At 61.4% G+C, this 23603-nt stretch carries 17 protein-coding genes; 13 read left to right on the top strand and 4 right to left on the bottom strand.

The genetic code is table 11. From position 1 onward, the window contains the following. Positions 1-127: 127 nt before the first annotated feature. Positions 128-4993 (bottom strand): NAD-glutamate dehydrogenase, encoded by a 4866-nt coding sequence (locus ACQRAX_RS24150; RefSeq protein WP_412040656.1) that lies wholly within the window; start codon positions 4991-4993, stop codon positions 128-130. Positions 4994-5343: 350 nt separating this feature from the next. Between ACQRAX_RS24150 and ACQRAX_RS24145 the strand changes: the two genes are divergently transcribed. From ACQRAX_RS24145 to ACQRAX_RS24085, 13 genes are all read left to right on the top strand, one after another. After that, positions 5344-5697 carry a hypothetical protein gene (locus ACQRAX_RS24145; protein ID WP_412040657.1) on the top strand — a complete coding sequence of 118 codons (354 nt, stop codon included), beginning with the start codon at positions 5344-5346 and terminating at the stop codon, positions 5695-5697. Positions 5698-5771: 74 nt separating this feature from the next. Next, a complete protein-coding gene (locus ACQRAX_RS24140) occupies positions 5772-6482 on the top strand; it encodes a FadR/GntR family transcriptional regulator (protein ID WP_045187316.1) in 711 nt (236 codons plus the stop codon). Between the two features lie 117 nt (positions 6483-6599). Next, positions 6600-7793 carry an L-2-hydroxyglutarate oxidase gene (gene lhgO, locus ACQRAX_RS24135; RefSeq protein ID WP_412040658.1) on the top strand — a complete coding sequence of 398 codons (1194 nt, stop codon included), beginning with the start codon at positions 6600-6602 and terminating at the stop codon, positions 7791-7793. Positions 7794-7838: 45 nt separating this feature from the next. Further along, entirely contained in the window at positions 7839-9167 is a 1329-nt protein-coding gene (locus ACQRAX_RS24130) for an MFS transporter (protein WP_412040659.1), read from the top strand. A 169-nt stretch (positions 9168-9336) separates the two neighbouring features. Continuing rightward, a complete protein-coding gene (locus tag ACQRAX_RS24125) occupies positions 9337-10296 on the top strand; it encodes an AAA family ATPase (RefSeq protein WP_412040660.1) in 960 nt (319 codons plus the stop codon). A 4-nt stretch (positions 10297-10300) separates the two neighbouring features. Then, positions 10301-11245 (top strand): DUF58 domain-containing protein, encoded by a 945-nt coding sequence (locus ACQRAX_RS24120; RefSeq protein WP_412040661.1) that lies wholly within the window; start codon positions 10301-10303, stop codon positions 11243-11245. Beyond that, positions 11242-11736, top strand: a complete 495-nt coding sequence (locus tag ACQRAX_RS24115; protein ID WP_412040662.1) for a DUF4381 domain-containing protein — start codon at positions 11242-11244, stop codon at positions 11734-11736. The genes ACQRAX_RS24120 and ACQRAX_RS24115 overlap by 4 nt, the downstream gene beginning before the upstream one ends. After that, positions 11729-12805 (top strand): vWA domain-containing protein, encoded by a 1077-nt coding sequence (locus tag ACQRAX_RS24110; protein WP_412040663.1) that lies wholly within the window; start codon positions 11729-11731, stop codon positions 12803-12805. The genes ACQRAX_RS24115 and ACQRAX_RS24110 overlap by 8 nt, the downstream gene beginning before the upstream one ends. After that, on the top strand, positions 12802-14520 hold the full coding sequence (locus tag ACQRAX_RS24105; protein WP_412040664.1) for a tetratricopeptide repeat protein: 1719 nt from the start codon (positions 12802-12804) through the stop codon (positions 14518-14520). Before ACQRAX_RS24110 ends, ACQRAX_RS24105 begins: the two co-directional genes overlap by 4 nt. Beyond that, complete coding sequence (locus tag ACQRAX_RS24100; RefSeq protein ID WP_412040665.1) at positions 14517-16145, top strand: BatD family protein; 1629 nt, start codon at positions 14517-14519, stop codon at positions 16143-16145. Before ACQRAX_RS24105 ends, ACQRAX_RS24100 begins: the two co-directional genes overlap by 4 nt. A 51-nt stretch (positions 16146-16196) precedes the next feature. Next, entirely contained in the window at positions 16197-17438 is a 1242-nt protein-coding gene (locus ACQRAX_RS24095) for an exonuclease SbcCD subunit D (RefSeq protein WP_412040666.1), read from the top strand. Continuing rightward, the gene (locus ACQRAX_RS24090; RefSeq protein ID WP_412040667.1) at positions 17435-21082 is read left to right on the top strand and encodes an AAA family ATPase; all 3648 of its coding nucleotides are present in this window, start codon (positions 17435-17437) and stop codon (positions 21080-21082) included. Before ACQRAX_RS24095 ends, ACQRAX_RS24090 begins: the two co-directional genes overlap by 4 nt. Then, positions 21079-21672, top strand: coding sequence for a glutathione S-transferase (locus ACQRAX_RS24085; RefSeq protein WP_412040668.1), 594 nt, complete (start codon positions 21079-21081; stop codon positions 21670-21672). Before ACQRAX_RS24090 ends, ACQRAX_RS24085 begins: the two co-directional genes overlap by 4 nt. A 152-nt stretch (positions 21673-21824) precedes the next feature. Here the strand turns inward: ACQRAX_RS24085 and ACQRAX_RS24080 are convergent, their stop codons facing one another. The 3 genes from ACQRAX_RS24080 to ACQRAX_RS24070 form a co-directional block, all read right to left on the bottom strand. Next, positions 21825-22013, bottom strand: a complete 189-nt coding sequence (locus tag ACQRAX_RS24080) for a hypothetical protein (RefSeq protein WP_412040669.1) — start codon at positions 22011-22013, stop codon at positions 21825-21827. Positions 22014-22134: 121 nt separating this feature from the next. After that, a complete protein-coding gene (locus ACQRAX_RS24075) occupies positions 22135-23274 on the bottom strand; it encodes a lactonase family protein (protein WP_412040670.1) in 1140 nt (379 codons plus the stop codon). Further along, positions 23240-23536 (bottom strand): DUF5629 family protein, encoded by a 297-nt coding sequence (locus tag ACQRAX_RS24070; protein WP_412040671.1) that lies wholly within the window; start codon positions 23534-23536, stop codon positions 23240-23242. Before ACQRAX_RS24070 ends, ACQRAX_RS24075 begins: the two co-directional genes overlap by 35 nt. Positions 23537-23603: the final 67 nt, after the last annotated feature.

The following is a 23603-nucleotide window of genomic DNA, read 5'->3' as shown; positions in this document are numbered from 1 at the left end:
TCAGGCTGAACGCCATGCTACGCGACGGTACCGAATGGCGGTGACGAATAGCATGGTGAAGACAGTTGCTCCCACAAGGTCAAAAAAAAGCCCCGGCATATGCCGGGGCCTTGGTTTCAGCTCAGACTCAGGAAGGCATCACCACTGCCTGCCCGCTCATGGCCAGATCCACCAGCTCGCGGTTGGCCACCGCATACATGGCGTAATCGGTACCGGTAGCGGCACGCAGATCGTCGAGCATGGCGCGCCAGCGCTCGACCATCACCCGGTGCTGCTCCAGCCACAATGCCACTCGGGCGTCCATGTCTGCTGGCGCATCGGCCATCTGCAGGACCGAGATGGTGATCGCCCGCTGCTGCAGGTCGATATCATCGCGAAACGACTCGCGAGCCAGGGCCTGCCAGTTGTTTTCCACCGGCAGGTTGCTGATTTCCTGCAGGTACCAGGTCAGGTCCAGGGCGCTGCCAACGGCGAAGAAGGCCTTGGCCACTTCAGCCGGATCCTGGCCAGTGACGTCGGACGCTTCAATGATCGGCAACAGGGTATACAGGTGCGTAGTCCCCGCGACCATGCGCGCCAACAGTTCTGGTACGCCCGCTTCGACAAAACCTTGGTAACGGGTCATCCAGCGCTCGCGGGTCGGCCCTTCCAGCAGCTCATCAAGTTTCAGGCCCAAGGCGGCGATCTTCGGCCCGAAATGCGCTACGTCACGCCCAGCATCCTGCTCGTTGCGACGGCTACGCAGGAACCAGCGGGTTGCCCGGCGACCCAGACGCATCAACTCGTCCATCAGGGTCAGCTGGATTTCCGCCGGCACCTGATAGTCCAGCGCCTCGATCTGGCGGAACCAGTGCGGCAAGTGGAAGATGTCACGCACGATCACGTAAGCACCGGCAACGTTCGCCGGGCTCATGCCGGTGGACTCTTTCAGGCGCTGAACGAAGGTGATGCCCATGTTGTTGACCAGATCGTTGGCGATCTGGGTGCTGACGATTTCGCGCTTAAGGCGGTGACGACGCATGGCCTCGGCGAATTTGCTCACCAGCGACGGCGGGAACGCGGTTTCCATGTCACGGGTCAAGTAGTCGTCATCCGGCACCAAGGACTTGAGCAACGCTTCCTTGAGGTCGATCTTGCTGTACGAGATCAGTACCGACAGCTCCGCACGGGTCAGGCCCTGGTTGGCCGCCAGACGCTCGGCCAGCTGTTCTTCAGTCGGCAGGAACTCGATGGCCCGGTCCAGCTTGCCACGGCTTTCCAGATCAGCCATCAGCCGCTTGTACTCGGCGATGCGCTCGCGAGCCCGACGCGCCGCCAGGGACAATGCCTGGGTCTGCTTGTAGTTGTTGCCCAGCACCAGGCCGGAAACTTCCTCGGTCATGCTGCCCAGCAGCTGGTTACGCTGCTTCTCGGTCATATCGCCAGCCTGCACCACTTCATTGAGCAGGATCTTGATATTGACCTCGTGATCGGAGCAGTCCACACCACCGGCGTTGTCGATGAAGTCGGTGTTGGTAGCACCGCCGTTGAGGCCGAATTCGACCCGGCCCAGCTGGGTCATGCCGAGGTTACCGCCCTCACCCACCACCTTGCAGCGCAGCTCATCACCGTCAACGCGCAGGGCGTCGTTGGCCTTGTCGCCGACATCAGCATGGCTTTCTTCACTGGACTTGACGTAGGTACCGATACCGCCGTTCCAGAGCAAGTCCACCGGTGCCTTGAGCAAGGCATTGAGCAGCTCGGTCGGGGTCAGTTTGTCGGCTTCGATGGCGAAGCGTTCTTTCATCTGCGCGGTAATGGCGATGCTTTTCGCGCTGCGCGGGAAGATCCCGCCGCCTTCGGACATGATGCTGGTGTCGTAGTCGCTCCAAGCTGAGCGCGGCAGGTCGAACAGGCGTTTGCGCTCAGCAAAACTGCTGGCCGGCTCCGGGTTCGGATCGATGAAGATGTGCAGGTGGTTGAACGCAGCCACCAGTTGCAGTTTGTCGGACATCAGCAAGCCGTTGCCGAACACGTCACCGGCCATGTCGCCGACGCCGACCACGGTGATCGGGTCTTCCTGGACATTAATGCCACGCTCACGGAAGTGGCGTTGCACGCCGACCCAGGCACCACGGGCGGTGATGCCCATCTTCTTGTGGTCATAACCGGCCGAGCCACCGGAGGCGAAGGCATCGCCGAGCCAGAAGCCGTAGTCGATGGCAATGCCGTTGGCGATGTCGGAGAAGGTCGCGGTGCCTTTGTCAGCAGCCACTACCAGGTACGGATCATCATCGTCGTGACGCACGACGTTGGCCGGCGGCACCAGAGCGCCGTCCTTGAGGTTGTCGGTGATGTCCAGCAGACCGGAAATGAAGATCCGGTAGCAGGCGATGCCCTCAGCCTGGATATCGTCGCGGCTACCGCCCAACGGCAGGCGACGCGGCAGGAAACCACCCTTGGCACCGACCGGGACGATCACCGAGTTCTTCACCTGCTGGGCTTTTACCAGGCCCAGCACTTCGGTACGGAAGTCTTCCTCACGGTCCGACCAGCGCAGACCGCCACGGGCAACGTTGCCAAAGCGCAGGTGTACGCCTTCGACACGTGGCGAGTAGACAAATATCTCGAACTTGGGCACAGGCTTGGGCAATTCAGGAATCAGCTTGGGATTGAACTTGAAGCTGAAGTACGACTTGACCTGACCTTGTGCGTCGGTCTGGTAGAAGTTGGTACGCAGGGTGGCCTTGATCAGATCAAGGTAGCGTCGCAGGATGCGGTCTTCGTTGAGCACCTGAACGTTGTCCAGGGCGGTGAGAATGGCCTGCTCCAGACGCTGCTGCTTGTCGTCCAGGTCGTCAGTGGTGAGCTTGCGCGCCAGGTAGAAACGAGTCTTGAACAACCGGGTCAGTTCGCGAGCGATATCGGTGTGGTTGTTCAGGGTGCTGGCGATGTAACCCAGGTCGAAGCCCAGGCGGATCTGCTTGAGATAGCGGGCATAGGCACGCAGCAGGGCGACGTCGCGCCATGGCAACCCAGCAGTCAGTACCAGGCGGTTGAAGGCGTCGTTTTCCGCATCGCCTTTGACGATGTGAACGAAGGCATCCTGCAGGGTGTCGTTGAGTTGCTGGATATCCAGGTCCAGGCCTTCGCTGTAGGTAAAGGCGAAATCATGAATCCAGAACTCGCGGCCGTTGGCATGACGCAAGCGGTACGGGAACTCGCCGAGCACACGCAGACCTAGGTTTTCCAGGATCGGCAGCACGTCGGAAAGTGCCAGCGGGGTATCGGCGTGGTACAGCTTGCAGTGCAGTTGCTGCTTACCGGCCTGGGTCAGCGGCTGGTAGAAGCTCATCACCAGCGGCTTGCGCTCGGACAAGGCCAGCAAGTGGTGCATATCAACCACTGCCGAGTGCGCCGCAAAGCGCTCGCGATACCCTGCCGGGAAGCCTTTAGGGAAGTCGGCGAGGATATTGGTGCCCTGGGCTTCGCCGAAACTCTCGACGGTCAGGCTGGCGAAGTCATCCTGCCACGAGCGGCAGGCCTGGATCACTTCGTTTTCCAGCTGCTGCGGGTCGATATCGATGCGGTTCTTCGGGTCGACGCGCAGGATCAACTGCACGCGCGCCAGCACCGACTCGGAGAAGAACGTCCAGAACTCGCAGTCGCTGGCCTTGAGGCGGTCCATCAGCACTTGCTGGATCTTCTGCCGCACTTCGGTGGAGTAGATATCCCGTGGCACATAAGCCAGGCAGTAGCAGAAGCGACCGTATGGATCCTTGCGCAGGAACACGCGAATCTTGTTGCGCTCCTGGATCTGCACGATCGACATCACGGTGCTGAACATCTCGTCCACCGGTGTCTGGAACAGATCATCGCGCGGTAGCACTTCCAGAACCTGCGCCAACTCTTTACCCAGGTGGGCTTTAGGGTCGAAACCGGAACGACGCTCGACTTCGGCCACCTTGCCACGGATATACGGAATCGAGCGCACGCTCTCGCCGTACACCGAGGAAGTGTACAGGCCCATGAAGCGGCATTCCTTGATGACCTTGCCGTCGGCGTCGAGCTGGCGGATCGATACGTAGTCCGGGTAAGCCGGTCGGTGTACGCGACTCGGGTAAGCGGCCTTGGCGAAGGACAGCAGTAGCGGTTCGTTGAGGTAGTTGACCGCGTAGTCTTCGATGCGCAGATCTTCAGCCGTGAGGCCGGCGCGCAGCAGACGGGTCAGGCCGAGGAACGACTGTTCGTCATAGACCAATTGGCCGCCCTGAGCATCACCCTGGACAACAAACTCTTCATAGCCGAGGAAGGTGAAGTGGTTGCCCAACAGCCACTCAAGGAAATCCTTGACCTCGGCCTTCTCGACCTGCGCCGGGGCGTAGGCGGTTTGTTCGACCAGCGTCAGCAGCTCACCCAGCTTGGCTTTCATCGGCTCGAAATCGGCCACCGCCACGCGCACTTCTGCCAGCACCTGCTCCAGTTCGCGGGTCAGTACATTGAGTTCGGCGGCGTTGGCGCAGCGGTCGATCTCCAGGTACATCAACGATTCTTGCGAAACACCCTCGCCCTGGGTGCCCTTGGGCAGAATTTCCAGCAGTTCGCCCTTAGGCCCGCGACGCACGCTCAGAACGGTGGTCTGCAGGGTATGGATGCTGTAACCGCGGCGGTTGAGCTCGGTACGCACCGAGTCGACCAGAAACGGCAGGTCATGGTGCAAGACTTCGACCGCGGTGTGGGTCGATTGCCAGCCATGACGCTCGTAATCGGGGTTGTAGACGTGAACTTCAGGATGGGCCGGATCGAAGCGCTCGATAATGCGCCAGGCCGACAGGGTGCAACCGGCCAGGTCCGACATGCGGCGCTGGGTGAGCTCGTCAAGAGAGATGATGCCGAAGAACTGCTCGGCGAACAGCGCCACTTGTGGCAGTGCCTGTTCGCTGATGTGCTGCGCCAGGGCCGCCTGCAGTTGATGCTGGAAGTCGGCTTTGCTGGCTGCGGTGAAAAACGCCATCTGTGGTACTCCGCTTGGGCTTTGTTATTGAGTGAAGCGTCGCGCGCCTCCGCCATCTACGGATCAACGATAGCCAACCCGCAGCAGGAGGACGGTAAAACCATAAGAACAGGCGCAAAACACGACTCATTAGTCACATTCACCAATTCCACGGATGGGCATCTGCAAAAACGACTGCTCCAGAGCGAGCTGTGTCTTTACGGGTGACCATCGACAGCGCAGCTTAACGAGTGCCTACCCGCCCCTGCTTGCGGCGCTGCGACATATTCGGTCATTGAGGTGCAACTGCTCGTTTATCCTGGGGCCGAAGACTGGCAAAATCATGTTTCAACTTATTGATCGAGCCGCCCATGCAACTGACCACCGCCCTGCTCTTCGCCACCCCTTGCGATGATGAAGAAGACAACATGGCCACCCTGTGCTGCCACAGCGACAAGGGCCAGATGTTTCTCATGACCCGCTACCCGGACGAAGACCGCGTGGACATTACCCTCGACGAGCATTACGCCCCCGTCGAAGGTTTGAAGGTCACCTTCAGCGCCAAACGCCTACTGATCGAGGTTGCACCGCTGGATGCCGACGCCCTCGGTGGCGACGACCATCTGCAGATCCACCTCAGTAGCGACGGCACCGACCTTGCCGAGGTCGAAGAAACCCTGCAGAACATCCTCAAGGGCACCGGCACCTACGTCAGCGAGCTGTAATCGCGGCTGCAGCTTCTTGACAAGCAACTGCCTCGAGGGCATTGTCTGACAACCTGATTAATGAGCAATACCCCATGCTTGAGCTTCAGCGCCCTGACACGCTGGTTGAACGCGTCGTCGGTGCCATCCGTGCAGAGATCGATTCCGGACGCTTGGCGGCCGAAGCGCGCCTGCCCACCGAGCAGCAACTGGCCGAACAGCTGAACGTCAGCCGCTCGGTAGTGCGCGAAGCCGTGGCCCAGCTCAAGGCCGATGGGGTGCTGATCGCCCGCCGTGGCCTGGGTTCGTATATTTCGCAAACGCCCACCGGCACGGTGTTCCGCTTCCCTTCTGCACAAGGCCGCAGCCCAGACCTGGTGCAGATGTTCGAAGTGCGCCTGTGGATCGAAACCCAGGCCGCCTCGGTGGCGGCTCAACGTCGCGATGCGGCGGACCTGGCACGCATGAACAAGGCCCTGCAAGAGATGCTCGACAAGCGCAGCGACTTTGCCGCGGCAGCCGCCGCCGACGTCGAGTTCCACCGCGCTATTGCCGACGCCAGCAAGAACGATTATTTCGTCGCTTTCCACGACTTTCTCCGTGGCCAGCTGGCTGCGGCACGCAAAACCGCCTGGGAAAACTCCGCCGCCCACTCGGTGGGAGGCTCAGCTGACGCCAACCGCGAACACCAGGCGCTGTATCAGGCCATCGTCGATGGCGATCGCCACGCTGCCGCTGCCTGCGCCGAAGCCCACCTGCGTGCCTCAGCCAAGCGCCTGAAGCTGGAATTGCCAAGCATCGATTGAGCACCTGAACGGCAATACCTAACCGGCGCTGGTACACAGCGCCTTTTGTTTGACTGGCTTAGTCTGACAACCTGATAAGCAGACTCTCTGATAAGAACAAACCAAGGTGACACCTGCATGATTTACGACTACTGCATCATCGGCGGCGGCATTGTCGGCCTCGCCACCGCCATGGCGCTGCTCGAACGCCAGCCCGGCGCGTCCCTGCTGATTCTGGAAAAGGAAACTAGCCTGGCCAGGCACCAGACCGGTCACAACAGTGGCGTGATCCATGCAGGCATCTACTACGCCCCCGGCAGCCTCAAGGCTGACCTGTGCAAGCGTGGCGCCGAGGCAACCAAGGCGTTCTGCAGCGAGCACAAGATCAAGTTCGATGTCTGCGGCAAATTGCTGGTGGCCTCCACCCCGCTGGAAGTCCAGCGCATGCACGCGCTGTACGAGCGTTCGCAACAAAACGGCCTCAAGGTCGAGCGCCTGGACGCCGCCGAACTGCAACGCCGCGAACCGAATATCGTAGGCCTGGGCGGGCTGTTTCTCGACGCCACCGGCATCGTTGACTACAAGCAGGTGTGCCAGGCCATGGCCCGAGTGATCCAGGCGGCTGGCGGCGAAGTGCAGCTGTCGACCAGCGTGCGCGCGATTGTCGAGAGCGGCGACGATGTCACCATCAGCAGTGACGACAAGGTCTGGCGCGCGCGCCAGCTGGTTGCCTGCGCCGGCCTGCAATCGGACCGCCTGGCAGCCCTGGCCGGGGTCAAGATCGACCATCAGATCATCCCGTTTCGCGGTGAGTACTTCCGCCTGCCAGCCAGCAAGAACGACATCGTCAACCACCTGATCTACCCAATCCCCGACCCTGAGCTGCCGTTTCTCGGCGTGCACCTGACGCGGATGATCGACGGCAGCGTCACCGTCGGCCCTAACGCGGTGCTGGGCCTGGGCCGTGAGAACTACAAAAAATTCTCGGTGAACTGGCGCGATGTCGCCGAATACGCACGCTTCCCCGGCTTCTGGAAAACCATCTGGAACAACCTCGGTTCGGGCACCACCGAGATGAAGAACTCACTGTTCAAGGGCGGTTACCTGGAGCAATGCCGCAAGTACTGCCCATCACTGAACATCGAAGACCTGTTGCCCTATGAAGCCGGCATCCGCGCCCAGGCGGTAATGCGCGACGGCACCTTGGTGCATGACTTTCTGTTCGCCGAAACGCCACGCATGGTCCACGTCTGCAACGCGCCATCACCGGCCGCCACGTCGGCGATCCCGATCGGCCAGATGATCGCCGAGAGAATTTTCAAGACCCGCTAAAAACCTGCTGCACACATAACTACAAAGACAAAAAGGAAACCTCTTATGTCGGTACATGAGACGGCTGCGGCCGCGACAGAAACCCCGCAACAGAAGAAAAAACGTCTGCGCAAAGTCGCTGCGGCAACCATCTTCGGCTCGATGCTGGAGTGGTATGATTTTTACCTGTACGCCACCATGGCGGCGATCGTGTTCTCCAAGGTGTTCTTCGACCCGAGCAACCCGGCCATGGCCTCGTTGCTGGCCTTTTCCACCTTCGCCATCGGCTTTATCGCCCGCCCCTTCGGCGGCATCCTGTTCGGTTACCTGGGCGACCGCTTTGGACGCAAGCAGGTACTGGTTATTACGTTCTGCCTGATGGGTGTGTGCACCACCCTGATTGGCCTGATCCCCAGCTACGCCTCCATCGGCATCTGGGCGCCGATCATTCTCGTCCTGGTACGGATCATTCAGGGCCTGGGCGCGGGCGCCGAACTTTCCGCCGCAGCGGTCACCTCCTATGAGCACGCCAGCGAAGGCAAACGCGGCAGCCAGGGTGCCTGGCCAGCACTGGGACTGAACCTGGGCTTGCTGTTGTCGTCGCTGACCGTGTACGTGCTGACCATGAACGGCAACGAGTTCCTGCTCTCCGGTGGCTGGCGCATCCCGTTCATCTGCAGCATCGTGCTGGTCGCAGTCGGCCTGTGGGTGCGCAGGAGCATCCCGGAAACCCCGGACTTCAAAGAGCTGGAAAAGACGCCAAGCAAAGCGCAGGTATCGCCGCTCAAGCTGCTGTTCAAAAACGACCTCAAGGGTCTGGCAGTGGTGTTCTTTGTCGCCATTGGCTACAACGCCCTGAGCTACATTTTCAAGACCTTCTCGCTGGCCTACCTGACCCAGTACAAAGGTGTTGAAGCCCATGTCACTTCGTTGTCGGTAACCATCGCCAGTCTGGTGGCGATTATCGCCGTACCGTTCTTCGGCTGGCTGTGCGACAAGTGGAGCAGTAAAGCCGTGCTGATGCTTGGCGGGGCTTTCTCGGTACTGTTCGCCTATCCGTTCCTGGCGCTGCTCAACACTGGCGAGCCGATGATGATCTACCTGGCCATCGCCATCGGCACCGGCATCCTCGCGCCGATGATGTTCGCCCCTCAGGGTTCGTTCCTCAGCCGTCAGTTCCCGACCCAGACCCGCTCCTCGGGCTTTGGTACCGGCCGCGAGATTGGTACTGCGGTAGCCGGCGGCCTGGCGCCACTGGGCGGCCTGGCCTTGGTGGCAAGCTCGGCGACTCACTCCACCGATGGCGTGGCGGTGATCCTGGCCGTAGCAGCGGTGCTGGTAGTGGTGTTCGCCTTCTGTGACCAGGGACGTAAGCATTCCAGCTTCAAGAACTGAGTGATGGCCGTAGGTTCCGTCCTGCCCGTCACCGGGCAAGACGGAACCTACGAATCAATTGCACCTACCGGCCCGCGATGCTTTTCAACCCCGGATGCATTAAAGTAGCAGCCCCCGCCCGGGCGCTTTGACGCGGTACGCCCTGGCTTTTGTCCAGGAATCTTCAACGATGGAACACCGTGAGGCGCTGATCGCGCTGCGCACCTTTCTTTCCACCCAGATCCTTGGTCAGGAAAAGCTCGTCGAGCGCTTGCTCATCGTACTCCTGGCCGACGGCCACATGTTGGTTGAAGGCGCCCCAGGCCTGGCCAAGACCAAGGCCATCAAAGAACTGGCCGAAGGCGTCGAAGCCGAGTTCCATCGCATCCAGTTCACTCCCGACCTGCTCCCGGCCGACATCACCGGCACCGAAATCTATCGCCCGGAAACCGGCAGTTTCGTCTTCCAGCAAGGACCGATCTTCCACAACCTGGTGCTGGCCGACGAAATCAACCGGGCCCCGGCCAAGGTACAGTCGGCGCTGCTCGAAGCCATGGCTGAGCGTCAGGTCAGTGTCGGGCGCAGCACTTACGAACTGTCGCCGCTGTTCCTTGTCATGGCCACGCAAAACCCGATCGAGCAGGAAGGCACCTACCCGCTGCCTGAAGCCCAGCTCGACCGTTTTCTCATGCATGTAAAAATCGGCTTCCCGGATGCCTCGGTGGAGCGCCGCATTCTCCTGCAAGCCCGTGGTGAAGCGCTCAATGGTGAGACCAAACCCGAGCGTCGGGTCAGCCAGCAGGCGATCTTTGCCGCCCGCAAGGAAATCCTTGGCCTGTACATGGCCGATGCCGTGGAGGAGTACCTGGTGCAGTTGGTCATGGCCACCCGGACCCCGGCCAAATTCGACCTGGAGCTGGCCGACTGGATCGCCTATGGCGCCAGCCCCCGTGGCTCGATAGCACTCGACCGCTGTGCGCGGGCCCACGCCTGGCTGGCCGGTCGTGACTTCGTCAGCCCCGAAGACATCCAGGCGGTGTTGTTCGATGTGTTGCGTCATCGCATCATTCTGTCCTTCGAGGCTGAAGCCGCCGGGATTGATCAGGACCGGGTGATCCAGCGCATTCTCGACGTCGTCGCTGTCGCCTGACGCCATGCCTGAACGCTTGCTGGCCGCGCCCGGAATCCGCATCAGCCTCGCCGAGCTGATCGAGATGCGTCATCGCGTGCGCGAAGTGCAGCTGTTCTCCCGGCCCGGCCAGCGCAGCCCGCTGGTGGGCCTGCACCACTCGAAATTGCGTGGCCGCGGGGTCGACTTCGACCAGGTGCGGGTCTACCAGGCCGGCGACGACGTGCGCAATATCGACTGGCGGGTGACGGCACGTACGCAGGAGCCGCATACCAAACTGTTCCACGAAGAACGTGAGCGACCGATCTTCATTCTCGTCGAGCAGAGCCAACGGCTGTTCTTCGGCTCCGGCCTGATGTTCAAATCGGTGCTTGCCGCCCAGGCGGCGGCGCTGATCGGCTGGGCTGCGCTGGGTCACAACGACCGTATCGGCGGCCTGGTGTTCGGTGACAACGAGCACTACGAAATCAAGCCACGACGCAGCAAACAAAGCCTGCTGCAGTTGCTCAACCGCCTGGCCCGGGTCAATCAATCACTGCATACCGAAGCCCAGCCTCAGGCCGACAGCCTTGGCCTGGCCCTGCGCCGCGCCCGTGAAGTGCTACGCCCTGGCAGCCTGGCCATCATCATCTGCGACGAACGTGCCTTGAGTCCAACGGTAGAACAGCAACTGAGCTTGCTCGCGCGGCACTGCGACCTGCTCCTGCTGCCACTGTCTGACCCGCTCGACCATGCCCTGCCCGCCGCCGGCCTGCTGCGTTTTGCCCAGCGCGGTGCACAACTGGAACTCGATACCCTCGACCCGACCCTGCGCCAGAGCTACCGTCAACAAAGCGATGCACGCATTGAACGTTGGGAGCTGCTGGCACAAAAACTACGGGTGGTGCTAATGCCGCTGAGCACCCAAAGTGAAATGATCGAACAACTGCGCGAGTACCTCAACGCGCAACGACCGGGGAAAATCCAGTGAGCTCACTGGAGCAACTGCAACCGCTGATCGCCCCACCCGCTGTTGGCTGGTGGCCGCTGGCGCCGGGCTGGTGGGCGTTACTGGCGCTGTTGCCATTACTGGGGTGGGGCCTGTGGCGTCTGCACCACTGGCGTGCAGGCAAAAAACTGATCGTGCGCGCCGAACTGCCGCTGGAGCCAATCCGCATCGAAGCGCTGGCAGAACTGGCGCGTCTGCCCAAACCCTACGACGGCGAACCCGCGGGTGCCTGGCTGCAGCAAATCAACGCCCTGCTCAAGCGCCTGTGCCGCAATCATTACCCAGACAGTCATAGCCATACCCTCAACGGTCGCCAGTGGCTGGCCTTTCTTGACAACCGCTGCCCAGCCGCCGGCCTGACCCGCTGGATGATCCTGGTTGAAGGCGCCTACAAGCCTGAATGCAAGCTCGACGACAAGGCCATCGCCGGGCTCAATCAGGCGGTCGAAACCTGGATTCGCAAACATGTTTGAACTGGCCTGGCCGTGGATTTTCCTGCTGTTGCCGCTACCTTGGCTGGCACGCTGGCTGCTGCCCGCCGCCGACAGCGGGGAACCGGTGCTCAAGGTCAGCTTCCTCGATGAACTCGAAGGTCTGGCCGGGCGCCGGGCGCGGCTGAACCTGCCAACCTGGCGCCAACAAGCACCGTTCATCCTGATCTGGCTGTTGCTGCTGTTTGCCGCTGCCCGCCCCCAATGGCTGGGCGACCCCTTGCCGGTGGCTGCCAGCGGCCGCGACCTGCTGATAGCAGTGGACGTCTCCGGTTCCATGGACTTCCCCGACATGCAATGGCAGGACGAAGAGCTCAGCCGTCTGAGCCTGGTCAAAGTTCTGCTCGGTGACTTTCTCGAAGCACGCCAGGGTGACCGTGTTGGCCTGATTCTGTTTGGCAGCCAGGCTTATCTGCAGGCGCCGCTAACCTTCGATCGCCATACCGTACGCACCTTCCTCGACGAAGCCCAGATCGGTATTGCCGGCAAGAACACGGCCATCGGCGATGCCATTGGCCTGGCCCTCAAGCGCCTGCGCCAGCGTCCATCGCAGAGCCGCGTACTGGTACTGGTCACCGACGGCGCCAATAACGGCGGGCAGATCCACCCGCTGACGGCAGCGCGCCTCGCCGCCCAGGAACACGTGCGGATCTACACCATCGGCATCGGCGCCGACACGCAAGAGACCGGCAGTGCCGGTTTGCTCGGGATCAACCCGAGCCTGGACCTGGACGAAGCCTCACTCAAGGAAATTGCCGAACTGACCGGTGGCACCTACTTCCGTGCCCGTGACGGCGAGGAGCTACGCGATATCGACGATGCTCTCGACCGCCTGGAGCCGGTGGCTCAGCAACCGACTCAGGCGCGTACGGCGCAAGCCTTGTACAGTTGGCCACTGGCCTTGGCATTGTTCCTGAGCGTGCTGCTGGTGATACGCGAACAATGGCCGGACAATTGGCTGCAGCGGCTGTTGCGACGACCGAACTTTCTCGTGCCGCACCCGCAATGGCGTGAGCGCCTCAAGCGCCTGCGCCTGAGGAGACGCCGATGATTGCCCTATGGCCGCAATGGTTACGCCCGGCTTGGCTGATTGTCCTGCCGCTGCTTGCCTGGTTGCTGTTCAAGCTCTGGCACCGGCAGAAACGCGCCGGACGCTGGCAGATGATCCTGCCGCCTAGCTTTCATGCCGTGCTTCTGGGCGGCGGCAATGGCCGCGACAGCAAGCTGCCATGGGTTGCCCTGGGCCTGGCCTGGCTACTCACGGTTCTGGCCCTGGTTGGCCCTAGTTGGCAGCGCCTGGAGGAAACCCGTCAGCGCCCCGCCGATCCGCTGGTGATCCTGCTCGAACTGACCCCACAAATGCTCGCCGAGGATGCCGCGCCGAACCGCCTGGAACAGGCCCGCCGCAAGATACTCGACCTGCTTGAACATCGTCGCGACAGCCAGACCGCAATCATCGTCTATGCCGGCAGTGCCCACACCCTGGTACCGCTGTCCGACGACCTGGCCACCAGCCGTAACCTGCTCGAAGCCCTCGAGCCGTCGATCATGCCTCAGGCCGGGCAGCGCGCTGATCTGGCCGTGCGTAAAGGCCTGGCGCTGCTGGCCCAGGCCGGCTTGGGTCAGGGCCGCCTACTGTTGGTAGGTTCGTCCCTGAGCCCACAGGAACGTGCCGGTATCAAGCAGGCCCTGGGCCGTCAGGGGCCGAGTTTGTTGATGCTTGGCATCGGCTCCGCGCAAGGCGCACCGGTCAAGCAAGCCAATGGTGAATTCCTCAAAGATGATCTGGGCGGCATCCTCATGCCACGCCTGGAAAGCGCCAGCCTCAAGGCCTTTATCAGCAACACCGGGGGGCGTTATCGCAATGCCCGCATCGATGACCTCGACCTGCGCGGCTTGCGCCTGTTCGAGAACCCGAAAAGCTTGCGCGACGATGGTCAGACCCTGCAACTGGACAGCTGGGCCGACCAGGGTTATTGGCTGCTTTTGCCGTTGCTGCTGTTGGCCGCCTGCGCCGGACGTCGCGGTTGGCTGTTCTGCCTGCCGCTATTGCTGCTGGTGCCGCAACCGAGCTACGCCTTCGAGTTCAACGACCTGTGGCTACGCCCCGACCAACAAGGTCAGCGGCTGCTCGAACAACAACGGCCCAATGAAGCCGCCCAGCACTTTGAAGATCGCCAGTGGAAAGGCCTGGCGCTTTATCAAGCGGGTGACTACGACGGTGCAGCGCGCCTGTTCGCCCAAGGCAACAGCGCCGCCGACCACTACAATCGCGGTAACGCTCTGGCCCGCAGTGGGGAACTTGAAGCCGCTCTCGATGCCTATGAGCAGGCCCTGGAAAAGCAGCCGGAATTACAGCCGGCCTTGAGCAACAAGGCCTTGGTCGAACAGTTGCTGCAAGAGCGCCAAGCTGAACAACCCGAACAACCTGCGCAGGAAGCGCAACAGAGCGATCCCAGCGCGCAAACCGACACCAGCAGCAGCGCCCAGAATAATCAGGCCCCGGCCAGCGAAAAGCCCTCGCAACAGCCCAGCGACAGCAACAAGGACGACAGCAATGCCAGCGAGCAGGCACAGAACCTGGCCAGCAATGCTGATGACGAACAGACTACACGGCCACCCCAGCGCCCGCTCGACAGCACCCTGGATGCCGAACAGCGTCAGGCTCTGGAACAATGGCTACGGCAGATTCCGGATAACCCGGCCGAACTGCTGCGACGTAAATTCTGGTACGAACAGCAACAACATCAGGAACCCCATCAATGAGTCGCGTCTGCGTCTTTGTACTCGGCCTCTTTCTCAGCCTGCAGGTGCACGCTGCATCGCTGCTGGCCAGCGTCGACCGCGCGCGCCTAAACGCTGGCGAAACCCTTGAACTGACCTTGCAGACCGAAGACGTGACGCAGTTCGGCAAACCCGACCTGAGCCCGCTGGAGGCCAACTTCGAAGTGCGTGATACCCGTCAGGTCAACAGCCTGAACAGCCTCGACGATCAGAGTGTCGCCGGTACTCGCTGGATCATCACCCTGCTGCCGCGCCAGAGTGGCAGCGTAGAAATCCCCGCCCTGCAAATGGGCGAATTGCGCAGCGAACCAATCAGCCTGCAAGTACTGACGCAAGAGGCCAGCAACGAAAATCACGGCCCGGTGTTTATCGATGCCAGCCTCGATCAACCCGAGGTCTACGTGCAGGCCCAGGCAGTGCTGACCCTGAGCATCTATCATTCGGTGCCGCTGTACGATGACAGCAGTTTGAGTCCGCTACAGATCGACAACGCCAAGGTCGAGCCTCTGGGTGAGTCGCGGACCTTCGAAAAAGTCATCGATGGCGTACGCCATGGTGTGATCGAAATGCGCTACGCGATCTACCCGCAGCACAGCGGGGACTTGAACATCCCGGCCCTGGCATTCAGCGCCACGGCGGCGCAGAACGACGCCGATCAGGAGCTTAATTCACCCAGGGCTGGCAAGCAGGTGCGGGTCAGCTCTACGCCACTGGTACTGACGGTCAACCCGATCCCCGCCGACTACCCCGCCAATGCCCCTTGGTTGCCGACCAGCAACCTGAGCCTGGAAGAGCATTGGAGCCCGGATCCTGGGCAACAACAGATTCAGATCGGCGACTCACTGACCCGCACGGTGACGGTACAGGCGGAAGGCCTGTCGAGCGCCCAATTGCCGCCGCTGCCAGCAACCGAGGTCACCGGCTTGCGCCGCTACCCGGACCAGCCGCAACTGCGCAACCAGGTCAACGACCGCGGCTTACTCGGCATCCGTGAAGAACGCGAAGCCTTGGTCCCGACCCACAGCGGCACGCTGGAGTTGCCAGCTCAGGAAGTATTCTGGTGGAACACCCGCGAAGACCACTTGGAACACAGCAGCTTGCCGGCACGTAGCCTGCAGATTCAGGACAACCCGGCCCTGAGCGCCGACAAGCCGGCCAACATCGACCCGGTCAGCGTTACTACCCGCCCACTCTGGCCCTGGCAATTGAGTACCTTGCTACTGGCCCTGAGCACCCTGGCCGGTTTTACCCTGTGGTGGCGCGCCCGCTCGCAACCGGCTGTACTGCGCGCCGCCCAAACTGGACCGAGCCCGCGCACCCTGCTGGACGACCTCAAACGTGCGTGCCAGGCCAACGATCCCCAGGCTACTCGCCAGGCCCTGGATGCCTGGGCCCGACAACAGCCGGAAACCCTGGCGCAAATGGCTGCCCGCTTCGTGCCGTTGTCCGACGCCCTGGACGGCCTCAACGGTGCCCTCTACAGCGAAAGCGGGCACTATTGGCAGGGTGATGAGCTCTGGCGTGCGATCGGCACCATTCCGACGGCTGAACATAGCCAACCGACCGCGAGCGAAAACGGCAGCTTGCCGCCGTTGTATCCCAAATAACCCCAAGGCGTGACGCCCTCTGCGTTGCGCCGGCAATCTGCGGAACCCTTCATGCGTCTGTTTCACACCTCTGACTGGCACCTGGGACAAACCCTGCATGGCCAGGAACGCGACTTCGAACACGCCTGTTTTCTCGAGTGGCTGCTTGGCCAGCTCAAACTGCGCCAACCTGACGCGCTGCTGATCGCGGGTGATATCTTCGACACGGTCAATCCGCCAGTCAAAGCGCAGGAGCGTCTGTACGACTTCATCGTCCAGGCCCACGAGCAACAACCGAAGCTCAATATCGTGATGATTGCCGGCAACCACGACTCCGGTTCGCGTATCGAACTGCCGGCACCGTTAATGCGGCGCCTGCGCACCCACGCCCTGGGCCGGGTGCAATGGCTGGATGAAGGTGTACTCGACAGCGAGCGCCTGCTGATTCCCCTGACCAATGCCCGCGGCAAAGTCGCTGCCTGGTGCCTGGCCCTGCCCTTTCTGCGCCCGGCCGAAGTCACCGGTGCACACTTGGGCGACGATTACCTGCGTGGCATCGGCCAGGTGCATGAGCGCTTGATCGCCGCAGCACTTGAGCGACGCAAGCCCGGTCAGGCGTTGATCGCCGTCAGCCACGCGCACATGGCCGGCGGTTCTGTCTCAGAAGACTCCGAGCGCAGCCTGATCATCGGCAACGCCGAAGCCTTGCCCGCCAATCTGTTCAGCAAGGACATCAGCTACGTCGCCCTGGGGCACCTGCACAAGCCACAGCGGGTGAACCGCGAAGAACGCATTCGCTACAGCGGCTCGCCGATTCCGCTGTCGTTCTCGGAAATCGGCTATCAGCACCAGATCCTCGAAATCGAACTCGATGGCAGCGCTCTGGCCAGTGTTGAATCACGGCTGATCCCACGCGCGGTGCACTTGCAACGCCTGGGGCCGGCGCCTTTGCCTGAAATTCTCGAGCAATTGGCTGATTTGCCAGTGATCGACCTGCTCGAAGACCCACAACGTCAACCCTGGCTGGAAGTGCGGGTGCGCCTGGACGAGCCGCAGCCGGACCTGCGCCAGCAACTGGAAAACGCGTTGCAGGGCAAGGCCGTGCGCCTGGTGCGCATCGGCGCCGAGTATGCAGGCAACCGTGAAAGTGCAGAGATGGATGACACAGCCCTGGTAGAGCTGGGGCAGATGACCCCGCAGGAACTGTTCAGCCGCGCCTGGACTCAGGCCTACGGCAATACCGTGGACGAGCAGACCCTGGCCGATTTCGCCCTGTTGTTGCAGGACGTTCAGCAGCAAGAGGAACAGCCATGAAGATTCTCGCCATCCGCCTGAAGAACTTGGCATCGCTGGCCGGTCCATTTGAAATCGACTTTACCGCCGAACCGCTGGCCAGCGCTGGCCTGTTCGCCATCACCGGCCCGACCGGTGCCGGCAAGAGCACCCTACTCGATGCCCTGTGCCTGGCGCTGTTCGGTGCCGTACCGCGGCTGAGCAACATCGGCCGGGAAACCAAGCTACCGGAAGTCGACAGCGACATTCTCACCAGTGATCCGCGTACCTTGCTGCGCCGTGGCACGGGCAGCGGCTTTGCCGAAGTCGACTTCGTCGGCATTGATGGTCGCCGCTACCGTGCACGCTGGGAGGCCAATCGCGCCCGCGACAAGGCCAACGGCAAACTGCAAGGCAGTCGCCAGAGCCTGCAGGACCTGGACAGCGATCAACTGTTGAGCAACCAGAGCAAGGGCGAATACAAACAGCTGATCGAATCGCGCCTGGGCTTGAACTTCGAGCAGTTCACCCGCGCCGTGATGCTGGCCCAGAGTGAGTTCAGTGCATTCCTCAAGGCCGACGACAAAGACCGCAGTGAACTGCTGGAAAAGCTCACCAACACGGCGATCTACAGCCAGCTTGGGCGCCGCGCCTATAGTAAGAGCAAAGAGGCCGAAGAAGCGCACAAAGCGCTGCAGGAGCAAGCCGCCGGGGTCATGCCGCTGTCAGACCAAGCCCGTGCCGACCTTGATCAACGCTACAAGCAGGCGCAAGAGCGCTTGAAGGGCGAACAGGCGCAGCTACGCCAACTGGAGCTGCAACGCGCTTGGCTGAACGAGCTGCAGCAACTGCAAGCCCAGGTGCACAGCAGCAGCGAGCAATTGCTCAGCGCTCAGCAGCACAGCGACAACCTGCAAGGTGAGCGCTTGAACCTGGTGCGCTTGGAGCACCTGGCACCGCAGCGTCACCAATTTGCCCGTCAACAGGCCTTGAGCAGCCAGCTCACGCCGTTGTCCGCCAGTATCAGTGCCTTGCACCAGCAGCACGGTGAGCTGCAAGCATGCCAGCAGCAACTGCACGAACAACAGCTCGGCGCGCAAGAGGCGCTGACTCAAGCCCTGGCCCGACAGAGCGAAAGCGCACCCTTGCTGCGCCAGGCCTTTGCCGAACAAAACAGCCTGACCCGACTGACCCAGGAACTGGCCACCTGCCAGGCTCTCAAGCAACAGGCTGAGCACGCCTGCAATGAAGGCCAGCAACAACTGCTGCAGTTGGCGGAACACCAGCGACTGAGCGAAGAACGTCTCGGCCAGATCAGCGAACAGCTTGTGCACAGCGAATCCCTGGCGGGCTTGAGTGATGCCTGGCACGCTTACCGCGATCGCTTGCAGCAGTTGATGCAACTGGGCAACCGACTGAACCAGGGGCGCGGCGAATTGCCGGGCCTGCAGCAACGGGTCGAACAGGCCAGCGCCGCCCTGGAGCAACAACGCGCCGCCATCGCCCTGCTCTACCACGAAGCTCAGGCCGAACCCGAAGCCCTGGCAGAACAGATTGGTCTGCTCGGCGAGCTGCTGCAGAAAAACCGCCAGCAACAGCGCCAGGTGGAAACACTCAGCCACCTGTGGCAACAACAGCAAGCACTGGAACAACGTCAGGCCGCCCTGCGCGAGCGCCAGCAAGCCGCCCTCAAACAGCGCGAACAGTTGATCAGTGCCGGCCTCAACGGCAAGAACCAGTTGACCACTGCCGAACAGGCCCTGACGGTCACCCGGCAACTGCTCGAACGCCAGCGCCTGGCCCGCAGCCAAAGCGTCGAAGAACTGCGGGCGCAACTTCAAGATGATCAGCCCTGCCCGGTGTGCGGCAGCCAGGAACATCCGTATCACCAGCCTGAAGCGCTGCTGCAGAGCCTGGGCCGCCATGACCAGAACGAAGAGCACAACGCCCAGCAAGCAGTCGACGCGCTGAAGCAGCAATTGGATGAACTTCGCACGCAACTGGGTGGCGTCAACGGCCAGATCAAAGAGTACCTGCACCAACAAGAGCAACTGCTCGAACAGCTGCAAGCCATCGCTCCGGACCTTGAGGCACACCCGCTCCACACAGTGCTGCTGGAACAGGACTGCAGCCAACGCGATGCCTGGCTGCAATTACAGTCGCGCCGGCTGAGCGACGACATCAACCGCGACGAACAGCGTCAGAACACCCTGCTGACCCTGCAAAAAGATGCCGCGCGCCTGCAACAGCAGCTGCAGATTGCCAGCGACGCCAGCCAGCAGGCCATTCAACAGCTAAGCCACCAGCAACAAGCCCTGGCTGCCGATCAAGCGCGCCTGGAGCAAGACCTGGCGAGCTTCGCTAGCGTGCTACCAGCGCCTGTTCTCGATGACTTGCGCTGCGAGCCTGCGGCTACCTTCCTGCACCTGGACCAGCAACTGGCCTTGCGCCTGGACCTGCTGCAACGGCGCAAGGACGAGCAGCAAGAACACAGTGATCGCCAGCAATCTCTGGACAAGGCGCAACTCCAGCAACAGACGCGGGAACTGAAAAAAGCCGAGCTACAGCAGCAGTTCAGCGAGTTTGAGCGCCAACAGCAGCATTGCCAGGCCAGCCTCTCCCAACTGCTTGGTGAGCATGCGGGCGCCGAGCAGTGGCAGCAGCACCTGGAGCAGGCGGTCGAGCACGCTCGCCAGCAACAGGCCGAGGCGGGCCAGCAATTACAGGAAACCCAGGCGCGACTGATTGAGCTGGCCGCTGAACTCAAGGCCAAAGGTGAGCGCTTAAATGCCTTGGAACAAGAACACGCCGAGGTTCGCAGTCAAATCGAGCAGTGGCGTCAGCAGCATCCAAAATTGGATGACAGTGGCCTGGAGCAATTACTGGGTTTTGATGACGACGCCGTCAGCCAACTTCGCCAACGCCTGCAGGACAGTGACAAAGCGCTGGAGCAAGCACTGATCCTGCTCACAGAACGCCAGCAGCGCCTGGAGCAGCATCAGGCTCTGGCCACGCTGGAGCTGCCCGCCGAGGCCCTCGAGCAGGCCCTGCATACGGTGCAGGTACAACTGACTGGCAGTGAACAGGTGTGTGCCGAATTGCGTGCCGAGCAGGCCGACGATCAACGCCGCCAACAGGCCAATCAGGCCTTAGCCGAGCGTATGGCTCAGACCTACGCCGAATGGCAGCGTTGGGCGCGGCTCAATGCCTTGATCGGCTCGGCCACTGGCGACACCTTCCGCAAGATCGCCCAGGGCTACAACCTCGATTTGCTGGTGCATCACGCCAATGCCCAACTGCGTCAGCTAGCTCGACGCTATCGCCTCAAGCGCGGCGGTAGCCTGCTTGGCTTATTGGTATTGGATACTGAGATGGGCGATGAATTGCGCTCGGTGCACTCATTGTCCGGTGGCGAAACCTTCCTGGTATCGTTGGCCCTGGCCTTGGGTCTGGCATCGATGGCCTCAAGCACCTTGCGCATCGAATCGCTGTTTATCGACGAAGGCTTCGGCAGCCTTGATCCGGAGTCGTTGCAGTTGGCCATGGATGCCCTCGATGGCCTACAGGCTCAAGGCCGCAAGGTCGCGGTGATTTCCCACGTGCAGGAAATGCACGAGCGCATTCCGGTCCAGATCCAGGTGCGCCGTCAGGGCAATGGCTTGAGTACAGTGGAGGTCAGCGGATGATTCTCTACTCGTTCCGCCGCTGCCCGTGGGCCATGCGCGCACGCCTGGCGCTGCGTTACAGCGAATGCCCGGTGGCCATCCATGAGGTCAGCCTCAAGGTCAAGCCGGCCGAGCTGCTCGCCCTGTCGCCCAAAGGCACGGTGCCAGTGTTGAGTACCGGTGAGCAGGTACTCGATGAGAGCCTGGAGATCATGCGCTGGGCTTTGGCCCGGCATGATCCGCAGGATTGGCTGTTACGCGCCGACCCTCTGGCGGCAGAAGCAGCTGATGCCTTGATCGCACGTAATGACTGCGACTTCAAGGTCCAGGCCAACCTGTACAAATACGCCGAACGCTATCCGGAGCATTCCCGTGAACACTATCGCCAGCAGGCTGAACCTTGGCTGGCCGAATTGAATGCACTGCTGGCCCAGCACGCCTATCTACTCAGCGAACATCCAAGCTTGGCCGATGCGGCCTTGCTACCGTTGATGCGTCAGTTTTGCGCAGTGGAACCCGAGTGGTTCGCCAAAGCGCCCTACCCGCACCTGCGTGCCTGGTTGCAGGGCTGGCTTGAGTCGCCGTTGTTCAAGGCGATCATGGCACGTTAGTTCCAAAGGCCTCACAACGCCAGGATCGGCGAAGAATAGAGAAACAGCAGTACCGCCACGATGCGCCAGATCATGCTTCATCCCCTGATCGAGAAGAGTCAAAAATTTAGCGCCAAATTTAATCACATGGCGATATGCCATTACCAGAAAATTTACATGCCCCCGTGCTGCGACTTGTGGTCCAGCGCGGCATAGAAGTTGGCACTTTGTTGCAAGTATTTCTGGGTGTAGCTGAGGGTAGAGGACTTACGCTCGCTGATTTCAACCTGAGCGTGCGCAGGCAAGGCAACCGAAGCAGAAATGGCAGAAGCGGCAATGACCGGGAAAAGATTGAAGTTCATGGCGCTGACCTCGAAGTCTGTGGTTTGAAGTGGCCGTTGCAGGCCGTGGTTCAAACTTACGCCGCTGGCGCGGCGCACAGAAATTCATTGCAGCAGTAGCCATTATCAAGGCGGTTGATAGTCAGTCGATGAACTTGAGGTCCGACGGTGCGTCCTGGGACACCTTCTGCACCGTGTCACCCAGCAGGCCGCTGCGTGGATCGCGGCTAATCACCACTATCTCGTTGCTCTTCTGATTAGCCACCAAAAGGAACTTGCCCGTCGGGTCGATGACGAACTCGCGGGGATGATCACCCTCCACGCTGCGCCGCTGCACTTGCATCAGCTTGCCGCTGTCGTCATCCACCGCAAAGACCACCAACTCATTGGCCGTGCCACGATTGCTGACATACAGAAAGCGCCCATCAGCCGACAGGTGCAAGGCGCCTGCGGCCTTGGCTGCGGCATCGTTTTGCTCAGTCAACGGCAAGCGCTGGCGTTCGATCAGTTTGCCGTCATCGTGATCAAAGGCCACCACCTGCGCGCTCATTTCCAGGGTCAGGTAGGCCTGCTTGCCGTCGCTGCTGAACAGCAGATGACGCGGACCGCTACCCGGTGGCAGCTCGACCGATGCAGGCGTGGCCGGACTCAGCGGGTGCTTGGGACTGGCGCCATCATAGCGGTAGATAAATATCTTGTCGGCGCCCAAGTCGCTGGCGAACACGTATTGACCATCCGGCGAGGACACCACCGAATGCACATGCGGGCCGGCCTGGCGTTGCGGGTTGGCACCGCTGGCCTTGTGCTGGTCCTGCTGCACCAAGGCGCTCAACCTGCCGTCCTTGGCCACCGGCAACACGCTCAAGCTGCCGCCAGGTGTCGGTTGCACACCGTAGTTGGCGACGAACAGGTAACGCTGGTCATGGCTGAGGCTGGCATGGGTCGGCTCGTCGCCGCCGCTGCTGATCTGGTTGAGAGGTTTGAGGGTGCCGTCTTTGGCGCTGACGGAAAAACTGCTGGCTTGGCCCTGACCCGCGCCGTTCTCGTTGACCGCGAACAACAGCCGATGGTCAATCGACAGGGTTAGCCAGGAGGGATTTTCACTCCTGAGCACCTGCAATGGCTTGGCACCAATCTGGCCACTGACACTGCTGAAGGCATAACGGTATAGCCCTTCACTGGCGCCATCGGTGTAACTCCCCACCAGCAGCTGCGCTGCGTGGGCAGTGCTGATCACACTCATGGCACTAGCGATCAGCAGGGTCGTCAGCTGGCGCTTCATCGTCATCCTCATCCTCATCCGGTGCGCGAAAGGCACTCATACAGACTAGTCGATGCTCGGCACTGTCGGCAGCGATCAACCAATCCTGACCGTCGGCTCGGGCGGCGGTAATTTGCTCGGGGGAAAAGGACCATGTCTTGCGGGCTCGACCGTCCATGCATTCGATCTGCAGGCCGGTGTCATCGAAGGTGAAGGCAAACGCGTGCAAGCCGTCGATCAGGAGCATGTCGCACGTTTCGAGGGCTTGGGAAAGGGTTGTCATTGCGCAGGTATCATCGGCTGGAAAAACGCCATGATACTCCATCCTCTAACGCATCGCCGGCAAGCAC

This window comes from Pseudomonas sp. UM16 (assembly GCF_050312595.1).
GTDB lineage: Bacteria > Pseudomonadota > Gammaproteobacteria > Pseudomonadales > Pseudomonadaceae > Aquipseudomonas.
This window is presented reverse-complemented; position numbering and strand designations above follow the sequence as displayed.

Bases quoted from the DNA above. Each gene is read 5' to 3' on its own strand.
- ACQRAX_RS24150 (WP_412040656.1), bottom strand. From the start codon at position 4,993: ATGGCGTTTTTCACCGCAGCCAGCAAAGCCGACTTCCAGCATCAACTG.
- ACQRAX_RS24145 (WP_412040657.1), top strand. From the start codon at position 5,344: ATGCAACTGACCACCGCCCTGCTCTTCGCCACCCCTTGCGATGATGAA.
- ACQRAX_RS24140 (WP_045187316.1), top strand. From the start codon at position 5,772: ATGCTTGAGCTTCAGCGCCCTGACACGCTGGTTGAACGCGTCGTCGGT.
- lhgO (WP_412040658.1), top strand. From the start codon at position 6,600: ATGATTTACGACTACTGCATCATCGGCGGCGGCATTGTCGGCCTCGCC.
- ACQRAX_RS24130 (WP_412040659.1), top strand. From the start codon at position 7,839: ATGTCGGTACATGAGACGGCTGCGGCCGCGACAGAAACCCCGCAACAG.
- ACQRAX_RS24125 (WP_412040660.1), top strand. From the start codon at position 9,337: ATGGAACACCGTGAGGCGCTGATCGCGCTGCGCACCTTTCTTTCCACC.
- ACQRAX_RS24120 (WP_412040661.1), top strand. From the start codon at position 10,301: ATGCCTGAACGCTTGCTGGCCGCGCCCGGAATCCGCATCAGCCTCGCC.
- ACQRAX_RS24110 (WP_412040663.1), top strand. From the start codon at position 11,729: ATGTTTGAACTGGCCTGGCCGTGGATTTTCCTGCTGTTGCCGCTACCT.
- ACQRAX_RS24105 (WP_412040664.1), top strand. From the start codon at position 12,802: ATGATTGCCCTATGGCCGCAATGGTTACGCCCGGCTTGGCTGATTGTC.
- ACQRAX_RS24100 (WP_412040665.1), top strand. From the start codon at position 14,517: ATGAGTCGCGTCTGCGTCTTTGTACTCGGCCTCTTTCTCAGCCTGCAG.
- ACQRAX_RS24095 (WP_412040666.1), top strand. From the start codon at position 16,197: ATGCGTCTGTTTCACACCTCTGACTGGCACCTGGGACAAACCCTGCAT.
- ACQRAX_RS24090 (WP_412040667.1), top strand. From the start codon at position 17,435: ATGAAGATTCTCGCCATCCGCCTGAAGAACTTGGCATCGCTGGCCGGT.
- ACQRAX_RS24085 (WP_412040668.1), top strand. From the start codon at position 21,079: ATGATTCTCTACTCGTTCCGCCGCTGCCCGTGGGCCATGCGCGCACGC.
- ACQRAX_RS24080 (WP_412040669.1), bottom strand. From the start codon at position 22,013: ATGAACTTCAATCTTTTCCCGGTCATTGCCGCTTCTGCCATTTCTGCT.
- ACQRAX_RS24075 (WP_412040670.1), bottom strand. From the start codon at position 23,274: ATGAAGCGCCAGCTGACGACCCTGCTGATCGCTAGTGCCATGAGTGTG.
- ACQRAX_RS24070 (WP_412040671.1), bottom strand. From the start codon at position 23,536: ATGACAACCCTTTCCCAAGCCCTCGAAACGTGCGACATGCTCCTGATC.